Genomic DNA, 17,769 nt, shown 5'->3' on the forward strand with positions numbered 1-17,769 from the left:
TGGCGGCACACATCGGCTTCACCGCATCCTCCAGGTCTGGTAGGCGAATCCCGCGATCGCGACGAGCGCGAGCACGGCGATCACGGTCGGGTCGTTGGACATGTCTCCGGCGGCCATCAGCGGAGCACCAGGGCGAGCACGAACAGCGCGGCGACGAGCGCCGCGAGGGCGGTCCCGAGCAGCGCGAACGCGAGCGGCACGAGCAGATCGCGGCGCATCAGGCGTACCAAACCACTGCACGAGTGGCCCCACGGCCGCCACCGGGCGTCCAGTAGCTCAGTTCGTCGTTGCCGCGTCGCAGCCAGCGCCCCGTTTCGAGCACGGGGGTGTAGTCGAGGTAGGGGGTCAGACACTCCTCGACCAATGCGTCGTCGTTGCCGCACAGCGATTCGAAGTAGGCCAGCAGCGCGTCGCGGGCAGCTTCCGGGTCGTGAGTCTTCGTGACGATCACTCCACCATCGGTGAACTCGGTGACGACGGGCTTAGGGGTCTTGATAGTCATGCTGTGGCCTCTCCGGTGTTGTGCAGGTCGACGACGGCCCACGCCGCGCCGTAGGTCGGGACGTGGGCGCAGCGGACCACGCATCCGTCGTGAGCGGTCAGGACTGCGAACCATCCCGGGAGCCGTCCTCCAGGCGTCCCGCCACGCTCGATCCGCCAGCGCGCTCGTTTGGTCTTGGTCTCGGTCATGCGACGTCCTCCCAGGACTGTCGGTCGAACGCCTGGCGCTCGAACTCGGCGAAGGTCAGGCGTCCGTGCCTGGCCCAGTGGTCTCGTAGCTCGTCGGACGCGTAGGCGTTCGCTCGGGCGGCTGGCCCGATGAACAGGTCCCAGGCGTCGATGCCCTTGGCGCGGCCGCGTGCGTTGAGCAGCGCGCCGTTGGTCTCGTTCACTGCGTGCTCGTAGGCGGCGGCGCGGACGGTCTCGAACTCGTCGCGGAGGGCTCGCCAGGTGTCGCGTGCGAAGCCGAAGACGGCGGAGCGGGTCACGACGTGAGGTCCTCGCGTCGGGAGCCGCAGAAGTTGCAGTAGCTCGATGCGTTCCAGTCGTGCCAGCCGCGGGGCGAGTGCTTGCACTTGTCCCGGACGATCGACTCGTTGAGGGCCTTCGACTCTGCGCGCGCGTCTGTGGCTGGCTTAGTAGAAGGCTGGATCTCTGGACGGTTCAGGGATGGTTCGGGTGACGTGGGCGTCACCCCTCCCCCGACGTGGGCGTCAGGGGTCCCCCCGACGTGGGTGTCACCCCCTGACGCCAGTGTCGGGGGGTCAAACAGCAGCACCGGAGCGGTCTCACCGTGCACTCGGTGTCGGCTCGAACGGTCGCAAGTTGGCGGGCACCGGAGCAGGAACTGGTAGAGGTTCGGCCGCATGTGATCGGCCGTCAGGTGCGTTCCCCCGGCTCCGACGTGACGGCGAATCTCACCGAGTCGTTCCAGATGTTGGATCGAGCGCTGTACGGTCCGCGGGGTCGTGGCGGCGTACTTCGCGAGCGTCGCGATTGACGGCCACGCGCCTCCGTCGCCGTCGTGGTTCGCGATACCGAGCAGGACGAGCTTCACCGCGCCGGTTGCGCGCGAGTGGTGCAGCGCAATCGTCATTGACTCGACGCTCATGCGCAGGCGGCCGCATCCGCCACGTCGTCAACGCTGAACAGGTACGCACCAGTGGACGTCGGGAGCTTCATGGTTGGGACGAGCGATCCCGATGCGACGCGGGCGAGCACGGCCTGGCGTGTGATGCCGAGCGACCGTGCGACCTCAGAGGTCGTCAGCAGTTCGAGGTTGGACATGTGCCAAACCATGGCGGTTTGGCAAATGCCAAACCCCTGCGACACGCCGTAGGTCTTGAAATCCGGTCAACTGCCCCCGCTACGATTTGCTACATGACAATGCAGCCCCTTGGACAGCCGGGCATGATCCCGCGGTGGACCGTCGCCGACAGGCTCCGGAAGGCGCGCGAGGCAGCAGGCCTAGACCAGCAGACGCTCGCAGCCCTGACGGGCATGTCGCGGACGACGATCAGCAACTACGAGGCGGAGCGTGTCAAGCCGCGCCGCGCAGGCGTCGTCGTGTGGGCGATGGCCACTGGCGTGCCGTTCGCGTGGCTAATGACGGGCGCGGATACGCAAAACGCCCCCGGTCCCGATGGTGGGACCGAGGGCGATTCGGATGGTGTGCGCTCGAAGGGACTCGAACCCCCAACCTTCTGATCCGTAGTCAGATGCTCTATCCATTGAGCTACGAGCGCAGGTGGCCTTGCGGCCGTGGAAGACTCTACAACAGCTGCGGCCCAGGCGCCAATCGAGGGGGTTCGAGCGCCACCGTCGGCGTGTCGGGGCTCAGAGCGCGGCGAGCTCCTCGTCGAAGACCTCGGCGAGGAAGACCTCGAGCGCCCGCCACGAGCGCCGGTCGGCACGGGCCTGGTACTGCGCCCCGTGGTCCGGCGCGTCGGTGCCCGGCACCGCGAAGGCGTGCATCGCGCCGGCGTACGTGATGACCTGCCAGTCCACGTCCGGTGCGCCGCGCATCTCGTCCTGCCAGGCGGCGACCTTCGCGTCCGGCACGACAGGGTCGGCGGCGCCGGTCAGGACGAGCAGCTTCGCGCGGATCTCGGCCGCGTCGGAGGGCTCGTGCGTGATGAGGCCACCGTGGAACGAGACCGCACCGACGAGGTCGGCCCCGGTCCGCGCGAGCTCGAGCGCCGAGGACCCGCCGAAGCAGTACCCCATCACGACGACGCGCGAGGGATCGACGTCGGGGTCGTCGAGCAGGCGGTCGAGTCCGGCGCGCACGCGCGCACGCAGGAGGGGGAGGTCCTGGTAGAAGGAGCCCGCGACCTGGCCGGCGGTGTCGTCGCCCGGCCGGACTCCCTCGCCGTAGACGTCGGCGCCGAGGGCCACGTAGCCGAGCCGCGCGAGCATCGTGACCCGCGCCTCGACGTGTTCGTCCACGCCGTGCCAGTCGTGCACGACGAGCACCGCCGGGCGCCGTCCGGCGATGGCGGTGTCCTTCGCGATCACGCCGAGCAGCGGGGTGCCCTCGTGGTGGTAACGGACGGTGTCGACGCGGACGTCGGCTCCGGCGGGTTCGGGAACGGTCTGCAGGACGTCGTCGATCGCGGTCACGTCAGGCGACGTTACGCGTCGATGTTGTCCCAGCCCTCGGGTCCCTCCGAGCCGGCCGGGTACTCGTCGAGCGGCGCGTCGCCGTCCCGCCAGGCCTGCAGGAAGGGCTCGACGACCTTCCAGCCCTGCACGGCGCTGTCCCCGCGGACGGAGAGCGTGGCGTCGCCCTCGAGGACCCCGGCGAGGACCTCGCCGTAGGCGCTGAGCCGCCCCGGGTTGAACTTGGTCTCGAGGGACGTGTGGTCGATCGTGTACGGGTCGCCGGGGCCGTTCACGTTGAGTTCGAGCTGCATCTCGTCCGGCGCGATCCAGATGCGCAGTCGGTCGGGCCGTTCGGCACCGGACAGCCCGACGGGGATGTGCGGCGAGTCCTTGAAGGTGACGACGATCTCGCGCCGCTGCTTCGCGAGCGCCTTCCCGGAGCGCAGCGTGAACGGGACGCCCGCCCATCGCCAGTTCGCGATCTCGAGCGTGAGCTGCGCGAGGGTCTCGGTGCCGAGCGACGGGTCGACGCCCTCTTCGTCCGCGTACGACGGCAGCGACCGGTCGCCGATCTTCCCGGCCGTGTACCGCGCCCGCTTGCCTGCCGCGAGGACATCGCCACCCCAGGGCCGCAGTGCGCGGAGCACGAGTTCCTTCTGGGTCCGCAGGTCGTCCGCGTCGATCGACGCCGGTGCCTCCATCGCCACGACGGCCAGCACCTGCAGCAGGTGGCTCTGGATCATGTCGACGAGGGCGCCCGCCTTGTCGTAGTACCGCGCCCGCCCTTCGAGACCGAGGGTCTCGTCGTAGACGATGTCGACCCGCTCGACGTGCGTGGACGACAGCAGCGGCTCGACGACGCGGTTCGCGAAGCGCAGGCCGAGCAGGTTCAGGACGGTGGAGCGGCCGAGGAAGTGGTCGACGCGGTGGATGCGTTCCTCGGGCAGGAACGAGTGCAGCAGCTCGTTGAGGTGCTCGGCGCTCTCGGCGTCGGTGCCGAACGGCTTCTCGAGCGCGAAACGGGTCCCGGCGGGCAGGTCGAGGTCCTTGAGGACGGCGCAGCTCTTCTCGGTGACGGCGGGCGGCAGCGCGAAGTACACCGCCGGGTCGTGGTCGCACTGGCCGAGCAGCGTCTTCAGGTCGTCGGCGTCGGTCACGTCGGCCTTGCGGTAGCTCGACGCGTCGACGACCGCCTGCAGTCGCTCCGACAGCCGGCTCTCGCCGGACGCCCCCTCGTCCTCGTTCTTCGACGCCTGCGCGTTCTCGAAGGAATCGCGCACCTGCGCCTTCCAGTCGGCGTCCGAGATGTCCTCCACACCGGCCCCGACGAGCTGCACGTCCCAGTCCTCCTTCACCTCGAGGAGGGTCGCGAGACCCGGGAGCAGCAGCCGCTTGGACAGGTCGCCACTGGCACCGAGGATGAGCAGTGAGGTCTGGAGGCTCGACATGCCCCAGAACGTACTCACGTGTTCCGACACGTGGCCGGGAGAGGCCGATACGGTGGGACCAGTTCGGCGCGAGGGAGCACGATGAGCAGTGGGTACGGAGGACGACGCCTCCGCGTCGCGGTGGTCGGGACGGGCATGATCGCCGGGGTCCACGCACGGGCCGCGCGCGCAGCCGGAGCCGAGGTGCTCGGGGTGCTCGGCCGGAACCAGGCCCGCTCCGAGCAGGTCGCCGCGCAGCTCGACCTGCCCCGCGGGTACACCTCCCTCGACGAGGTGATCGCGGACGCTCCGGACGTCGTGCACATCTGCACGCCCAACGACCAGCACCACCCGCAGGCCCTCGCCGTGATCCGCGCCGGCATCAACGTCGTGTGCGAGAAGCCGCTCGCGATCGACGCCGCGCAGGCCATCGAGCTGGTCGAGGCCGCCCGCGACGCGGGGGTCGTCGCGACGGTGCCGTTCGTGTACCGGTACCACCCGATGGTCCGTGAGATCCGCGGCCGCATCGCGGACGGCGACCTGGGCCGGGTGCTCGCGGTGCACGGCCACTACCTGCAGGACTGGATGCTCGACGAGGACGCGTCCTCGTGGCGGGTCGACGCCGGCTCCGGCGGGCTCTCGCGGGCGTTCGCGGACATCGGCTCGCACTGGTGCGACCTGGTCGAGTTCGTGACCGGCGAGCAGTTCGCCTCGGTCTCGGCGGCGACCGACATCGTCTACGCCACGCGGCCGGCGGCCTCGGGTCCGTCGTTCTCCGGCTCGCCTGATCCCGACCCGGTCGCGGACACCAGCACGCGGGCCGAGGTCACCACGGAGGACACCGCGGTCGCGACCTTCCGGACCGGCACCGGCCGCATCGGCAACGTGGTCATCTCGCAGGTGTCCTCCGGGCGCAAGAACCGGCTGTGGTTCGAGGTCGACGGCACCCGCGGCTCGGCGGCCTTCGACCAGGAGCAGCCCGAGTCGGCGTGGTTCGGCAACGAGCGTGGCGCGCAGATCGTCGTCCGGGACCCCGCGCTGGGCGTGCCCGACCAGCGGCGCCTGGCGTTGGTCCCCTCCGGCCACCCGCAGGGGTACCTCGACGCGTTCGCCGCGTTCGTCGCCGACACGTACGCGGCGGTCCGCGGCGAGGCGCCGGAGGGCCTGCCGACCTTCGAGGACGGGGCTCGCGCGGCACGCATCATCGACGCCGTGATCGGCAGCGCGGCCGACGGCACGTGGAGGGAGATCCGATGAAGCTCGGGATGCTCACGGCCTGCCTGCCCGGGTGGTCGCTGGGCCGTATCGCCGAGTTCGCCTCCGAGCAGGGCTACGAACGGCTCGAAGTGGGTGTCTGGCCCGGTACCGGCGGCCGCGACTTCGAGGCGGCGCACCTGCCCGTCGCGACCTTCACCGAGTCGGACGCCGAGGCGACCAGGGAGCTGCTGGACCGCACCGGGCTCGAGATCTCCGCGTTCGCCTACTACGAGAACAACCTCCACCAGGACGCGTCCCGGCGCGCGTCGGTCCACGAGCACCTGAAGCACGCGATCGACGCCGCCCAGACGCTCGGCGTGCCCTACGTCGGGACGTTCATCGGCCGCGACAACACGAAGTCCGTCCGCGACAACATGGCCGAGGGCGACCGGGTGCTGCCGGAGCTCGTCGACTACGCCGGGGAACGCGGCGTGAAGCTCATCATCGAGAACTGCGTCATGGAGGGCTGGCACCCGGACGGCTACCCGGGCAACATCGCCTACTCCCCGGAGCTCTGGGGCTGGGTGACCGGGCTCGGGTTCGGGCTGAACTGGGACCCCTCGCACCTGACGTGGATCGGCATCGACCCGCTCGAGACGATCCTGCCGTTCGCGGAGCACATCGTGCACGCGCAGGCGAAGGACCTCGAGCTGTTCCCGGACGAGCGCAACCGGTACGGCTTCTTCGGCAAGGTCGACAAGGGCGACGACCCGTGGGACATGGGATGGTGGCGGTTCCGGGTGCCCGGCCGCGGCGTCGTGGACTGGCCGCACGTCGTCGACCGGCTCTACGAGGCGGGCTTCGACGGCACGCTGAGCGTCGAGCACGAGGACCCGCTGTGGGGCGGCACCGACGAGAAGGTCCTCGAGGGGCTCCGCATCGCCCACCGCACGCTCCGCCCCTTGATCGCCCAGGAGACCTGAGCGCGTACAGGAACGACCGAGCACGGTGGTGCCATGAGCACGACCGTGAGCGACTTCGTCATCGACCGCATCAAGGCCTGGGGCGTCTCCCGGGTGTTCGGCTACCCCGGCGACGGCATCGGCGCGTTCGACGGGGCGCTCGGCAAGGCGGACGACTCCGAGCGTGCGCTCGAGTACGTCCGGCCGACGCACGAGGAGATCGCCGCACTCATGGCGACCGCGCACGCGAAGTTCACCGGTGAGGTCGGCGTGTGCGTCGCGACGTCGAGCCCCGGTGCCTTCCACCTGCTGAACGGCCTCTACGACGCGCAGATGGACAACCAGCCGGTGGTCGCCATCGTGGGGCAGCAGGGCCTGGCGTCGATCGGCACGTTCACGCAGCAGGAGTCGAACCTCGAGCGGGTGTTCGCCGACGTCGCCTGCTACGTCGAGACCGTCGCCACGCCGGACGCCGTCGGGGTCGTCGTGGACACGGCGTTCCGGACGGCGATGCTCCGGAAGCAGCCGGCCGTGGTCGTGCTCCCCCACGACGTGCAGGCCATGTCGTACGAGGCGCCCGCCGCCGAGCACTGGGTCTCCCGCTCCAGCGACGTGCCCGCGTCGACCCGGATCACCCCGCCGGCCGAGGACGTCCGGAAGCTGGCCGAGATCCTCAACGCCGGGGAGCGCGTGACCTTCCTGGTCGGCGCCGGGGCACGCGGTGCGACGGACCAGGTGCTCGCCGCCGCCGAGAAGTCCGGCGCGGGCATCATCACCGCCCTGCGCGGCAAGGACGTCATCCCCTCGGACGTCCCGTACCACACGCAGCAGGTCGGTCTGCTCGGTTCCCGTCCGAGCCTGACGCAGATCAAGGAGTGCGACACCATCGTGCTGCTCGGCACGAACTACCCGTACGGCGAGTACCTGCCCGCGACCGGTCAGGCGCGGGGCGTGCAGGTGGACATCAAGCCCGAACAACTGGGCCTGCGCTACCCGACGGAGCTCAACGTCTGGGGAGACGTCGGCGCCACACTGGACGCCGTGCTGCCGCTGCTGGAGGCGACCGAGGACCACAGCTGGCAGGAGCGCCTCGCCGACGAGATGCGCGAGTGGGAAGCCGAGATGGGCCGCCAAGCGGAGGTCGCCTACGACGACGGAGTGAACCCGCGCCGGGTGATCAGCGCCGTCAACGCACGACTGCCCGAGGGCGTCACCGTCACGTGCGATGCCGGCACGACGGCCGACTGGTACGGCCACCACATCCGACTCCGTCGAGGCATGCGCGGCGACCTGTCCGGCCGCCTCGCGACCATGCTGGCGGCCATGCCGTACGCGGTCGCGGCGAAGTTCGCGTTCCCCGACCGTCCGGCGGTGTGCACGATCGGCGACGGCGCGTTCCAGATGCTCGGGATGAACGAGCTCATCACCGTGAAGAAGTACCTGGCGTCCTGGCCGAACCAGCAGCTCGTGATCGTCGTCATGCACAACGACGACCTCGGGCAGGTGTCGTGGGAGATGCGCACCGAGGACGGCAACCCGATGTGGCGCGGCTCCCAGGACGTCGAGACCATGGACTACGCCGGGTACGCCGAACTCCTCGGCTTCACCGGCATCGCGGTGCACGACGACGACGAGGTCGAGGCCGCGGTCGAGCGGGCGTTCGAGAACCCCGGGGTGACGCTCATCGACGCCTACGTGAGCCGGAACGTGCCCCCGCTCCCGCCGCACATCACCGCCGAGTACGCGATGAACACGGCGAAGAGCCTGCTCAAGGGCGACCCGGTCGAGCTCGGTGTCGTGAAGGACTCCGCGAAGGCGATGGCGGCGGAGGCCGTGGAGCGCGTGAAGGGTGCCCTCGGCCGCGACTGATGACGCGCTGATGGTGCGGATGTGAACACCACGTGACGGGTCGCGGCGCCGTCTGGCGTGCCGCCTGTGGGTTCTCCTAGGTTCGTCGCTGATGAACACTTCCGACAACACCCCAACGCCCCGCGGACGACGTCGCGTCGCCGCCGGTGCCGCCCTCGCCGCCGGCGTCCTCGTGGCGCTGTCCGTCCCATCCACGGCCACCGCGGCCGAGGGTGACACCACGATCGACATCGTCGACATCAACGACTTCCACGGACGCATCGAGTCCGAGGGCACCGCTGCGGACAAGGCCGCCGGTGCCGCGAAGCTCGCCTCCGTCGTCCAGTCGTACCGCGAAGCCAACCCGAACACCATCTTCGCGAGCGTCGGCGACAACGTCGGTGCCTCGACGTTCACCTCGCTCATCCAGAACGACTCACCGACCATCGACGCCCTCAACGCGATGGACCTCGACGTCAGCGCGATCGGCAACCACGAGCTCGACAAGGGCCAGGACGACCTGACCGGTCGCATCGAGGACCGCGCCGAGTGGCCGTACATCTCGGCGAACATCGTCGAGGAGGGCACGACCGACCCGGCGTTCACCCCCTACGAGGTCATCGAGCGCGGCGGCGTCAGGGTCGGCTTCATCGGGGCCACCACCGAGGACCTCATCCCCGGCCTGGTCAGCCCCGGCGGCGTCGAGGGCCTCGCGATGGCCCCGATCGTCAGCCAGGTGAACAGGTACGCCGACCAGCTCACCGACGGCGACGCGGCCAACGGCGAGGCGGACGTCCTCGTCCTGCTCGTGCACGAGGGTGCCACCACGGCGAACATCGCCGACGCGACCGGCACCGGCGCCTTCGGGAAGATCACCTCCGGCGTCTCGTCCAGGGTCGCCGCGATCGTGTCCGCGCACACCCACGCGACGTACGACCACGAGATCGCCGGCCCGGACGGCACACTGCGCCCCGTCATCCAGACCGGTTCGTACGGCGTGAACTACGGCCACCTGAAGCTCACCGTGGGCGCCGACAAGACGCTCACGAGCATCGAGTCCGAGGTGAAGTCGGTCAACGCCGAGACGACCGTGCCGGCCGACCTCACGTCGACGAACGCGGTCGCCGACATCGTCTCCTCCGCGAAGGCCGTCGCCGACGTCGAGGGCGCGAAGAAGCTCGGTGAGATCACGGGCGACTTCCGCCGCGCGGTCCAGTCCGACGGCACCACGGAGAACCGCGGCGGCGAATCGAACCTCGGCAATTCCATCGCGGAGGTCCAGCGCGCGGCGACCGAGCGGAACGGCTCGCAGGTCGCCTTCATGAACCCGGGCGGACTCCGCACGGACATGCTCTACGCGTCGAGCGGTGCAGGCGATCCCGACGGCACGGTCACCTACAAGGAGGCCGCGCTCGTCCAGCCCTTCGCGAACACCCTCGTCACCGAGGACATGACCGGCGCGCAGATCAAGGCCGCGCTCGAGCAGCAGTGGCAGCCGGACGGCCTCGAGCGTCCGTTCCTCAAGCTCGGCGTCTCGAACGGCTTCGCGTACACCTACGACCCGTCGAAGGGCCGCGGCGAGCGCATCACGTCGATGTCCCTGGACGGCGAGACCATCGCGCCGACCGACACGCTCAAGGTCACCGTGAACTCGTTCCTGTCGACCGGTGGCGACAACTTCGCCGCCTTCGCGACCGGGTCGAACGTCGCCGACTCCGGCCAGGTGGACCTGCAGGCACAGGTGGACTACTTCGCCGCGCAGACGACGCCCGTCGCCCCGCCGACCGACCAGCGTGCCGTCGGCGTCACCGTGACCCCGACGCCCGAGGGCGGCTTCCGGCCCGGTGACGAGATCACCGTCGACCTCTCCTCGCTCATCTTCTCGAGCGACGACCCGGAGGAGGCGGGCACCGTCTCGATCAGCGCCGGCGACACCGAGCTGGCGACCGCCGACATCGACCCGACCGTCGTCGACAAGACCGACGAACAGGGTCGCGCGACGCTGAGCTTCGCGGTCCCCGGCGCCGCGACGGACGCGAACCCCCTGACCGCCCTCGGCCGCGCGTTCGGCACGACCGTCCTCGCCGCGGCGGTCACGCCGACCGCCACCGCGGACGAGCCGCTCGTCGTCACGCTGCCGAACGGGCAGACCGTCACGCTCGCCGTGTCGATCCCGATCGCGGCGGCCGTCGACCCGGCGGACCCGACCGATCCGTCCGAACCGACCACCCCGGGTGCCGGCGACGGCGGCGACGGCACGGGTGCGGTGGGTGTCGACACCGACGGGGACGGCGTCGTCGACGGCGCCGCCCCGGTGGACGCCGCCGGCGCGCTCGCCTACACCGGCGGCGACCTCGCGGTCCCGGCGATCGCGGCGGGCGTCCTGCTCCTCGCCGGTCTGGTGGCGCTGGTCCTCGTCCGCCGGAAGCGCGCGCAGCGCGACGAGACGGTCCCGACGGACTGACGCCGTCACGGCCGCTCGGAACGGGCCGTCTCACCTCGGTGAGGCGGCCCGTTCCGCGTCGGTCCTGGAGGCACGACCCGCCCCCGGTGGGGCACCTCACCCACGCGCGGTGCGGGAACCGGCCCATCCCGCGCCTCCCCCGCTGGACCGGCGATCCGCGGCGTACGCTCAGCCCTGTCGCATCGCGACGCGTCGCGCTGGGTCGCCTCTCATCCCGGACGGTGGTTCCGCCCGGGGGACTCCGCGACGCGGGTGCTCTCCGTCTCCAGGGAAACGACGGAGGGCACCCATCCCACGACGGGGCGGCGGCCATCGAGCGGGCCTCGTGGCGCTCAGCGGAAGAGCTGCTCGCCGATGTACGAGCCCTTGCGCGGCGCCGGCGGGACGGCGAACACCGCGGAGCCGATGTGCGAGACGTACTCGTTCAGGCGGTCCGACGCCCCGAGCTTCCGCTGCAGACGCGTGAAGTGCTCGGGGTCGTTCATGTACGCCGTGAACAGCAGTCCGGCGTCGAGCTGCCCGTACTGGTTCAGCCCGTCCGTGTAGTTGTACGGACGCCGGAGGATCTTCACGCCATCGTTCGCCTCGTGCGCGGCGAGGGCGATGTGCGACCTCGGGTCGATCTTCTCGGTCCCGTCCGACGCAGTCGCGGCGAAGTCCGGCGTGGTGTGCTCGGAACCACCCGACAGCGGTGCCCCCTCGATCTTCGTCCGGCCGAAGACGCGCTGCTGGTCGCTGACGACGTCGGCGTCCCAGATCTCGATGTTCATCCGGATCTTCCGCGCCACCTGGTACGTGCCGCCGGTCATCCATCCCGCACCCTCGCCGGCGTCGTCGACCCAGACGAAGCGGTCGTAGTCCGCGTCGGTGGTGATGTTGCGGGTGCCGTCTTTGAACCCCATGAGGTTCCGCGGCGTGGACTGGTGCGGCCCGGCCGAGGCGCGACCGAAGCCGAGCACGGTCCACCGCACGGTCGCGGTTCCCCGGGCCATCCGGGCCAGGTCGCGAACGGCGTGGTACGCCACCTGCGGGTCGTCGGCGCAGGCCTGCAGCGAGAGGTCGCCCCCGGTGAGGCTCTCGTCGAGGTTGTCGCTCGGCAGGGTCGGGATCGCGGCGAGGTGCGCCGGCTTCCTCGAGGCGAGGCCGAAGCGCTCGTCGAAGATCCCGGGGCCCAGCCCGACCGTGACCGTGAGGGACGCGGGGCCGAGGTCGAGCGCCTCCCCCGTGTCCGCACCGACGCCGTCGCCGTGCGCCGGTTCGACGCTGCCGACGGTCTTGCCGGCCTGGAGCTGCGCGATCGACGCCGACCACCGGGCGAGGAGCACCTGGAGGTCGGTCGCCAGGCTCGACGAGACGTCGAAGGTCATGAACACGCAGTACCGCTGGGGCGCGGTCCGCACCCCGCCCTGCGGCGAGCGAGCCGCGGTCGCGTAGAACGGGTGGCTCTGCGAGAGGTCGATCGACTCGTCGCCGTTCGCCGCCGCGGTGAACGGGTCCACGCCGGTCGCGGCGGTGGCCCCGGCGACGCCCGCGACCGCTCCGACGCCGGCGCCCGCCGCGGCGAGACCCGCACCGAACAGCCCGCGCCGGGAGACGTGCGGCCTCGTCACGCGGTGGCGACCTTCTCGGCCAGGCGGGACAGCGGGTCCTGCAGCGCCTGGACCTGCTGCGAGATCGTGTTCGCGTCCGAGGCCTTCGTCGCCGCGTCCCAGGTGTCGAAGCCGCCGAGGTCGTCCGCGTTGCGGTAGTCGTCCATGAGCGCGTTCGTCGCGTCGAACTGCTTCGCGATCTGCTTCGTGAGGGTCGGGTCGAGCTTGGTCAGGCCCGGCTTGAGGTACGCGAAGGCCTGACGAGCGCCCTCGACGTTGGCGGCGAGGTCGACGAGGTCGATGTGGCTGTAGGCCTCCTCCTCGCCGGTGATCTTGTTCGACTGGACCTCCTCGAGCAGGCCGGCTGCGCCGTTCGCGAGGTCCTCGGGCTTGTAGTCGAGCGTCGGCACGAGCTTCGCGAGCAGCTGGACGTTCGTCGTCAGTTCGGCGGCGGTCTTCTTCGTCGTGTCGGTGATCGCGCCGGCCTGGAACAGGTCCTTCTCGACGGCGTGGAAGCCGCTCCAGCCGACGGCGTCGTCGAGGTTCGAGGCGCGCATGTCGATGAGGTAGTCGAGGTTGCCGGCGTTGTCGGTGGCCTTGTACCCCTTCTTGACGAAGCCGTCGACGTCGCTCTCGACGTGCTCGTAGAACGGCCGGGCGTTCGCGTAGTCGGTCTTCGCCGCGTCGAGGTCGCCCTCGTCGACGTCGGCCTGCAGCTGCTTCACCGCGGCGACCATGTCGGTGACCTGGCCGTCGACGTACTCGGCGTAGCCCTTCGTGCCCTCGTCGAGGAGCGTCGCGGCGCTGCTGTTCGCCGTCGAGGTCACCTTGCCCGTGACCGTGAAGTCGGTGAGCTCCTGGTCGGCACCGGGGCAGTACACCTGGTACTTCCCGCCGGTGAGGGTGGCGGTGAACCGCACGGCGTCGAGGCCGGGCGCGAGGTTCTCCTTCTCGCCGAGGATCCGCTGGTCCTGCAGCAGCTCGACCTCGGTGATGGCGGTCGACGACTCGTTCTTCACGGTGAACGTGACCGGGCCGGCCGGGACCTTCGTCTCGGACACGGCGCACTTGTCGGATCCGTCGTTCGTCAGGGTGACGGAGACCCGGGAGACCTTGCCGGAGCTGCTCGCGTCGTCGCTCGCCGACGTGGACGAGTTCGCACACCCGGTCAGGGCGAGGGCGGTGACGACGCCGAGGGCGCCGAGGGTGGTCAGGGGGCGGGCGCTGGCAGTCCTACCGAACGGCATACTCGGGGCTCCTCGTGGGATCGTCCGTGCGTGGTCCTCGCATCGGATCGGTTTCGGGGGTGGTGGTCGTGGGCTCGGGTCGGCGACGCCGGTCCCGCAGGGCGAGCAGCGCCTGGGCGGCTGCCGCGACGCCCAGGGCGATCGGCAACCAGGCCTTCCAGAGCAGCAGTTCGGCGGCGCGCGTGTCCGCGGTCGCCACCGCGGTGGCGGACCGCTGGACGCTGGCGTCGGACACGGACCAGACGGTCCGGTCCAGCGTGGTCGTGCGAGCGGACGGGAGGCCCCCATCGCGCAGGGTGAGCACCGTGCGTTCCGTGCGACTCGCGTCCAGGACCCCACCCCGGACCGTCCACAGGGTGACGGTGTCGCGGACGGCCCAGCGGGCGGTGAACGGGCCGGGGTTCGTCGACGGTGAGATGCCGACGGGCACGCGGCCGAACAGGTCGACGAGGTCGTCGAGCGTGAGCGTGGACGACTGCCGGTCCGCCGAGCCGTCCTCGGTGAGCCGCCAGCGGTCCGCGATCACGCCCGCGCGGGTGACGTGGCGGTGGGCCGACGCGGGCAGGGCGAGTTGCGCCTCCCGGCCGTTCTCCCGTGTGCGGAGCACTGCCGTCGCGCCGTCGACCGAGGCGGTGACGGAGCCGGCGTCGCCGGTCACGGCGATCGTGCGGGGCAGGTCGACGCCGCCCGTCGGTACGCCGACCGCGAGCGCCGCCGCGGCGACCGCGAGGACGCCGGCGGTCACCATCCGGACGGCGGGGAAGCGTGTCGGCGACGGACGCCAGGCGCGCGGCCAGAGCGAGATCGCGAGGACGGGGACGACGTAGAGCACCCAGCCGAGGACCTCGATGACGCGGGGGTCCGGCGGGATGCCGAGGACGCCGGTGACGAGGGCGCCCTGCACGGAGCCGTTCGGGGCGAGCCAGGCGAGGTCGAGGGTGCGCTGCTGACCGATGACGATCCAGCCCGCCTCGTGCGCACGACGGAGCACGGTCAGCACGAGGCCGCCGGCGACGAACACGAGGAAGATCCCGGTGCCGGTGAAGAACTTCGACAGGTTCAGCCGGACGCCGCCGGTGTAGATGCCGTACCCGATCACGACGGCGCCCGCGATGCCGATGACCGCGCCGAGGGCCGCGAGCCCGGTGTCCGATGAGGCCTGGAACGTGGCGAGCAGGAACACCGCGGTCTCGAAGCCCTCCTTCAGGACCGCGAGGAACGCCATGCCGGCGAGCGCCCACGCGGTGCCGCGGCCGAGCGCCTCGGTCGCGCTCGCCTCGAGCTCCTTCGTCAGGGTGCGCGCGTGCGTGCGCATCCAGACGATCATGCCGGTGACGAAGACGACGGCGACGATGCCGATGACCGCCTCCATCCCCTCCTGCTGCGCCTGCGGAAGGGCCTGCTCGACGACCTGCAGGCCGAAGCCGACCGCCACGCTGAGCACGACGGCGATCCCGACGCCGAGCCACATGGGCGCGAGGGGCACGCGGTTGCGACGGAGGAACGCGGCGATGATGCCGACGATGAGCGTCGCTTCGAGGCCTTCGCGGAGGCCGATGACGAGAGTGGCGAGCATGACGAAGGTGAGGCTAACCTAACCAGCGGTCGACTCGCCACTCCCCGGCGGTGAGGTTTGATGGTTCTCATGAACCTGCTGTCCGTCGAGGGCCTGGCCTCCGTCACGAACGTGCTCGACCTCGCCGGGGTGTTCGCATCGGCGCTGCTCGGCGGATCACTGGCGCGGACGATGGACTTCGACCTGTTCGGGTTCCTGGTCGTGGGCTTCGTCTCCGGGCTCGGCGGCGGCATGCTCCGCGACACCCTGCTGCAGAACGGGCCGCCCGTCGCGCTCGTCGACCCGCTCTACGCCCCGGTCGCGGTTGCCGGAGCGCTCATCGCGTTCTTCGTCTCGTTCTCCGAGCTCACCTGGGACCGGCTGTTCACCGTGCTCGACGCGGCCGTCATCGGGTTCTGGTCGGTCGTCGGGGTGCAGCGGACGTTCGACGCCGGCCTCGAGTGGCCCGCCGCCATCATCATGGGGACGATCACAGCGGTCGGCGGCGGTGCGATGCGGGACCTGCTGCTCCGACGGGTACCGGCGGTGTTCGGCGGCAACGCGCTCTACGCCACCGTGGCCGTCGCCGCGTCGGCCGTGATGGTGATCGCGTCACACCTCGGGTCTGCCTCGATCGGGATCATCGCGGCGATCGTGCTGTCCCTCGGGCTGCGGTGGGGTGCCGTCCGGCGGGGCTGGGGGTTGCCGAACGGCCGCGACTGGCAGCCGAAGTCCACGCTCGGCGCACTCCTGCAGCGCGGACGGCGGCTGCGGCCGGACGCGATCCGGCTGCTGCGCCGCCCGGGTCGTCGGACCGGTGCCGGCAGCGTGCACCACGAGAACGAGTCGGGCGGGGGCGACGGGCGAACCGACATCTGAGGGTGTCATCCGACCGCGGGCGGAGGTAGCATCGGTACCGCCGGGTATCGATCCGGCGCACGTCGTCCGCTCACGCACCGACGCTGCCCGAACGCGGCGGTTCCGAACGGACGTGTGGATGGGGGCTTCGCTGATGCCGCGCGGGATCAGACGCGCGGCGCGGCAGGTCTCCCGGCGCAGCGTGTCCCCAGCAGAATGGTCGTGACCCACCACCACGCCAGCCCGACGAAGCCGGACCCGACGGACCGCGGCGGGCCCCGTCGAACCAGGAACCGATGAGCGACGACGCCCCCGACTCCCCCACTCCCGACTGGCCCACGCCTCGGACGCCCCGCGCCGAGGTCCGCGAGCGCCTGCTGACCGCCGGCGCCGAGGTGTTCGCCGAACAGGGCGTGCACGAGGCCCGGATCGACGAGGTCGCCGCGCGTGCGGGGTTCAGCAAGGGAGCGGTGTACTCGAACTTCTCCTCGAAGGAGGACCTCGTCGCGCAGGTCATGCAGCGCGCGACGAACCTGGTGCTCGGCTCGCTGCGGGAGCTCGTCCGGGCCGACATCGCCGCCGTGGACATCGGCGACGTGGTCCGGGCGGCGTTCGGGCGGAACGACCAGAGCGCGCAGTTCGCCCTGCTGTCGGAGTTCCGCGGGTACGCGATCCGGCACCCCGAGTTCCTGCCCGAGTTCGTCCGGCACCGCCGGGCACTGCACGACGGGGTGCTCGAGCTCGTGCAGCTGTGGTTCGGGGCGCACCCGGACATCGATCCCGGCATGCCGCTCGAGGACCTCTCCACGGCGCTCATCGGGGCGAACGTCGGGATCGTGTTCGACGCGGCGGCGCTGCCCGGGGTGGACCCGGGCGAGGTCGTCGCGGGCCTGGTCGAGGCGGTCGTCCGCCGGCGCTGATGTCCGCGCGGGCTCGCCGCCCCGGACGGAGGCGGCCCGGCGGGCCACGTCACGCCGGGCGGCGGCGCGTCCGACGACCGTCGTGCGACCACGCCGACGACGGCAGCAGGCTCGGCGGCAGCAGGCGCGACCGGAGCACACGCGCACCGGAGGCCGACGCGTCCAGGGCGACCCGCGCCTCCTGGACGGCGACCAGCAGCGCCCCCGTGTCCACCGACGCTGCCCCGCCCGCGGCGAAGCGTTCCCGGTCGACCGCATCGACCACGGTGTCGAGGTGCGGCAGCACCGCCTCGGGCACCGACGGCCGGAGCCGACCGAGCACCGCTCGTGCCGTGCGTGCCACGGCCGCCGGGTCGCCCGGTGGGGCGATCCCCGGAGCGTGTCCGTGGTCGGCGACGTCGTCGAGGACCTCGCGCCAGGCGTTCACGGCCGGTGATCTGCCGGAGCGGATCGCACCGAGCCGCGACCGGCGCCGGGATGCCCGGACGACCGCCGGGGACACGAGGAGCGCGACCGCGAGCAGGATGCCGACGGCGAGGCCGAGCGGGCCGTTGCCACCGCCGCTCGTCGAGCCGGCGGCCCCGGGCGCCGCGGACG

General features: G+C 71.2%; 18 protein-coding genes and 1 tRNA gene. 7 read left to right on the forward strand and 12 right to left on the reverse strand.

All coding sequences use genetic code 11. The features are described from left to right. Positions 1 to 217: 217 nt before the first annotated feature. Genes HP507_RS02545 through HP507_RS02565 form a run of 5 tightly spaced genes read right to left on the reverse strand, consistent with a single transcriptional unit; the run spans position 218 to position 1,788 of the window. Entirely contained in the window at positions 218 to 502 is a 285-nt protein-coding gene (locus HP507_RS02545; RefSeq protein WP_175350289.1) for a hypothetical protein, read from the reverse strand. After that, positions 499 to 690: a hypothetical protein gene (locus HP507_RS02550; RefSeq protein WP_175350290.1), complete on the reverse strand. Its 192-nt coding sequence runs from the start codon at positions 688 to 690 to the stop codon at positions 499 to 501. The genes HP507_RS02545 and HP507_RS02550 overlap by 4 nt, the downstream gene beginning before the upstream one ends. Next, positions 687 to 989 carry a hypothetical protein gene (locus HP507_RS02555; RefSeq protein WP_175350291.1) on the reverse strand — a complete coding sequence of 101 codons (303 nt, stop codon included), beginning with the start codon at positions 987 to 989 and terminating at the stop codon, positions 687 to 689. The genes HP507_RS02550 and HP507_RS02555 overlap by 4 nt, the downstream gene beginning before the upstream one ends. Next, entirely contained in the window at positions 986 to 1,597 is a 612-nt protein-coding gene (locus tag HP507_RS02560) for a helix-turn-helix domain-containing protein (protein WP_175350292.1), read from the reverse strand. Before HP507_RS02560 ends, HP507_RS02555 begins: the two co-directional genes overlap by 4 nt. An 11-nt stretch (positions 1,598 to 1,608) precedes the next feature. Next, complete coding sequence (locus HP507_RS02565) at positions 1,609 to 1,788, reverse strand: hypothetical protein (RefSeq protein ID WP_175350293.1); 180 nt, start codon at positions 1,786 to 1,788, stop codon at positions 1,609 to 1,611. A gap of 93 nt (positions 1,789 to 1,881) precedes the next feature. Between HP507_RS02565 and HP507_RS02570 the strand changes: the two genes are divergently transcribed. Beyond that, positions 1,882 to 2,208: a helix-turn-helix domain-containing protein gene (locus tag HP507_RS02570; protein ID WP_217508415.1), complete on the forward strand. Its 327-nt coding sequence runs from the start codon at positions 1,882 to 1,884 to the stop codon at positions 2,206 to 2,208. Here HP507_RS02570 and HP507_RS02575 read toward each other — a convergent pair. The 3 genes from HP507_RS02575 to HP507_RS02585 form a co-directional block, all read right to left on the reverse strand. Next, positions 2,174 to 2,246: transfer RNA gene (locus tag HP507_RS02575), tRNA-Arg, on the reverse strand. The two genes, HP507_RS02570 and HP507_RS02575, sit on opposite strands and share 35 nt — an antisense overlap. A 91-nt stretch (positions 2,247 to 2,337) precedes the next feature. Next, positions 2,338 to 3,123, reverse strand: a complete 786-nt coding sequence (locus HP507_RS02580; RefSeq protein ID WP_175350294.1) for a dienelactone hydrolase family protein — start codon at positions 3,121 to 3,123, stop codon at positions 2,338 to 2,340. Between the two features lie 11 nt (positions 3,124 to 3,134). Continuing rightward, the gene (locus HP507_RS02585) at positions 3,135 to 4,553 is read right to left on the reverse strand and encodes a glucose-6-phosphate dehydrogenase (RefSeq protein ID WP_175350295.1); all 1,419 of its coding nucleotides are present in this window, start codon (positions 4,551 to 4,553) and stop codon (positions 3,135 to 3,137) included. Between the two features lie 81 nt (positions 4,554 to 4,634). Here HP507_RS02585 and HP507_RS02590 point away from each other — a divergent pair, with 81 nt between their 5' ends. The 4 genes from HP507_RS02590 (at position 4,635) to HP507_RS02605 (ending at position 11,003) form a co-directional block, all read left to right on the forward strand. Beyond that, positions 4,635 to 5,789 (forward strand): Gfo/Idh/MocA family protein, encoded by a 1,155-nt coding sequence (locus tag HP507_RS02590; RefSeq protein ID WP_175350296.1) that lies wholly within the window; start codon positions 4,635 to 4,637, stop codon positions 5,787 to 5,789. Next, positions 5,786 to 6,712, forward strand: a complete 927-nt coding sequence (locus tag HP507_RS02595) for a sugar phosphate isomerase/epimerase family protein (protein WP_175350297.1) — start codon at positions 5,786 to 5,788, stop codon at positions 6,710 to 6,712. The genes HP507_RS02590 and HP507_RS02595 overlap by 4 nt, the downstream gene beginning before the upstream one ends. Before the next feature lie 33 nt (positions 6,713 to 6,745). After that, complete coding sequence (locus HP507_RS02600; RefSeq protein ID WP_175350298.1) at positions 6,746 to 8,560, forward strand: thiamine pyrophosphate-requiring protein; 1,815 nt, start codon at positions 6,746 to 6,748, stop codon at positions 8,558 to 8,560. A 91-nt stretch (positions 8,561 to 8,651) separates the two neighbouring features. Continuing rightward, a complete protein-coding gene (locus HP507_RS02605) occupies positions 8,652 to 11,003 on the forward strand; it encodes a bifunctional metallophosphatase/5'-nucleotidase (RefSeq protein WP_175350299.1) in 2,352 nt (783 codons plus the stop codon). Between the two features lie 332 nt (positions 11,004 to 11,335). Here HP507_RS02605 and efeB read toward each other — a convergent pair whose 3' ends face one another. Genes efeB through efeU form a run of 3 tightly spaced genes read right to left on the reverse strand, consistent with a single transcriptional unit; the run spans position 11,336 to position 15,415 of the window. Further along, positions 11,336 to 12,613: an iron uptake transporter deferrochelatase/peroxidase subunit gene (gene efeB / locus HP507_RS02610; RefSeq protein ID WP_175350300.1), complete on the reverse strand. Its 1,278-nt coding sequence runs from the start codon at positions 12,611 to 12,613 to the stop codon at positions 11,336 to 11,338. After that, a complete protein-coding gene (gene efeO, locus HP507_RS02615) occupies positions 12,610 to 13,839 on the reverse strand; it encodes an iron uptake system protein EfeO (protein WP_175350301.1) in 1,230 nt (409 codons plus the stop codon). Before efeO ends, efeB begins: the two co-directional genes overlap by 4 nt. After that, positions 13,826 to 15,415 (reverse strand): iron uptake transporter permease EfeU, encoded by a 1,590-nt coding sequence (efeU, locus tag HP507_RS02620; protein ID WP_175350302.1) that lies wholly within the window; start codon positions 15,413 to 15,415, stop codon positions 13,826 to 13,828. The genes efeO and efeU overlap by 14 nt, the downstream gene beginning before the upstream one ends. Positions 15,416 to 15,484: 69 nt before the next feature. Here efeU and HP507_RS02625 point away from each other — a divergent pair, with 69 nt between their 5' ends. Beyond that, positions 15,485 to 16,273, forward strand: coding sequence for a trimeric intracellular cation channel family protein (locus HP507_RS02625; protein WP_175350306.1), 789 nt, complete (start codon positions 15,485 to 15,487; stop codon positions 16,271 to 16,273). A gap of 275 nt (positions 16,274 to 16,548) precedes the next feature. Continuing rightward, on the forward strand, positions 16,549 to 17,172 hold the full coding sequence (locus tag HP507_RS02630) for a TetR/AcrR family transcriptional regulator (RefSeq protein WP_175350303.1): 624 nt from the start codon (positions 16,549 to 16,551) through the stop codon (positions 17,170 to 17,172). A 49-nt stretch (positions 17,173 to 17,221) separates the two neighbouring features. Here HP507_RS02630 and HP507_RS02635 read toward each other — a convergent pair. Continuing rightward, the coding region (locus HP507_RS02635; protein WP_420890008.1) for a hypothetical protein at positions 17,222 to 17,769 on the reverse strand (548 nt) is incomplete at its 5' end.

Source organism: Curtobacterium pusillum (assembly GCF_013359865.1).
Lineage (GTDB): Bacteria > Actinomycetota > Actinomycetes > Actinomycetales > Microbacteriaceae > Curtobacterium > Curtobacterium pusillum.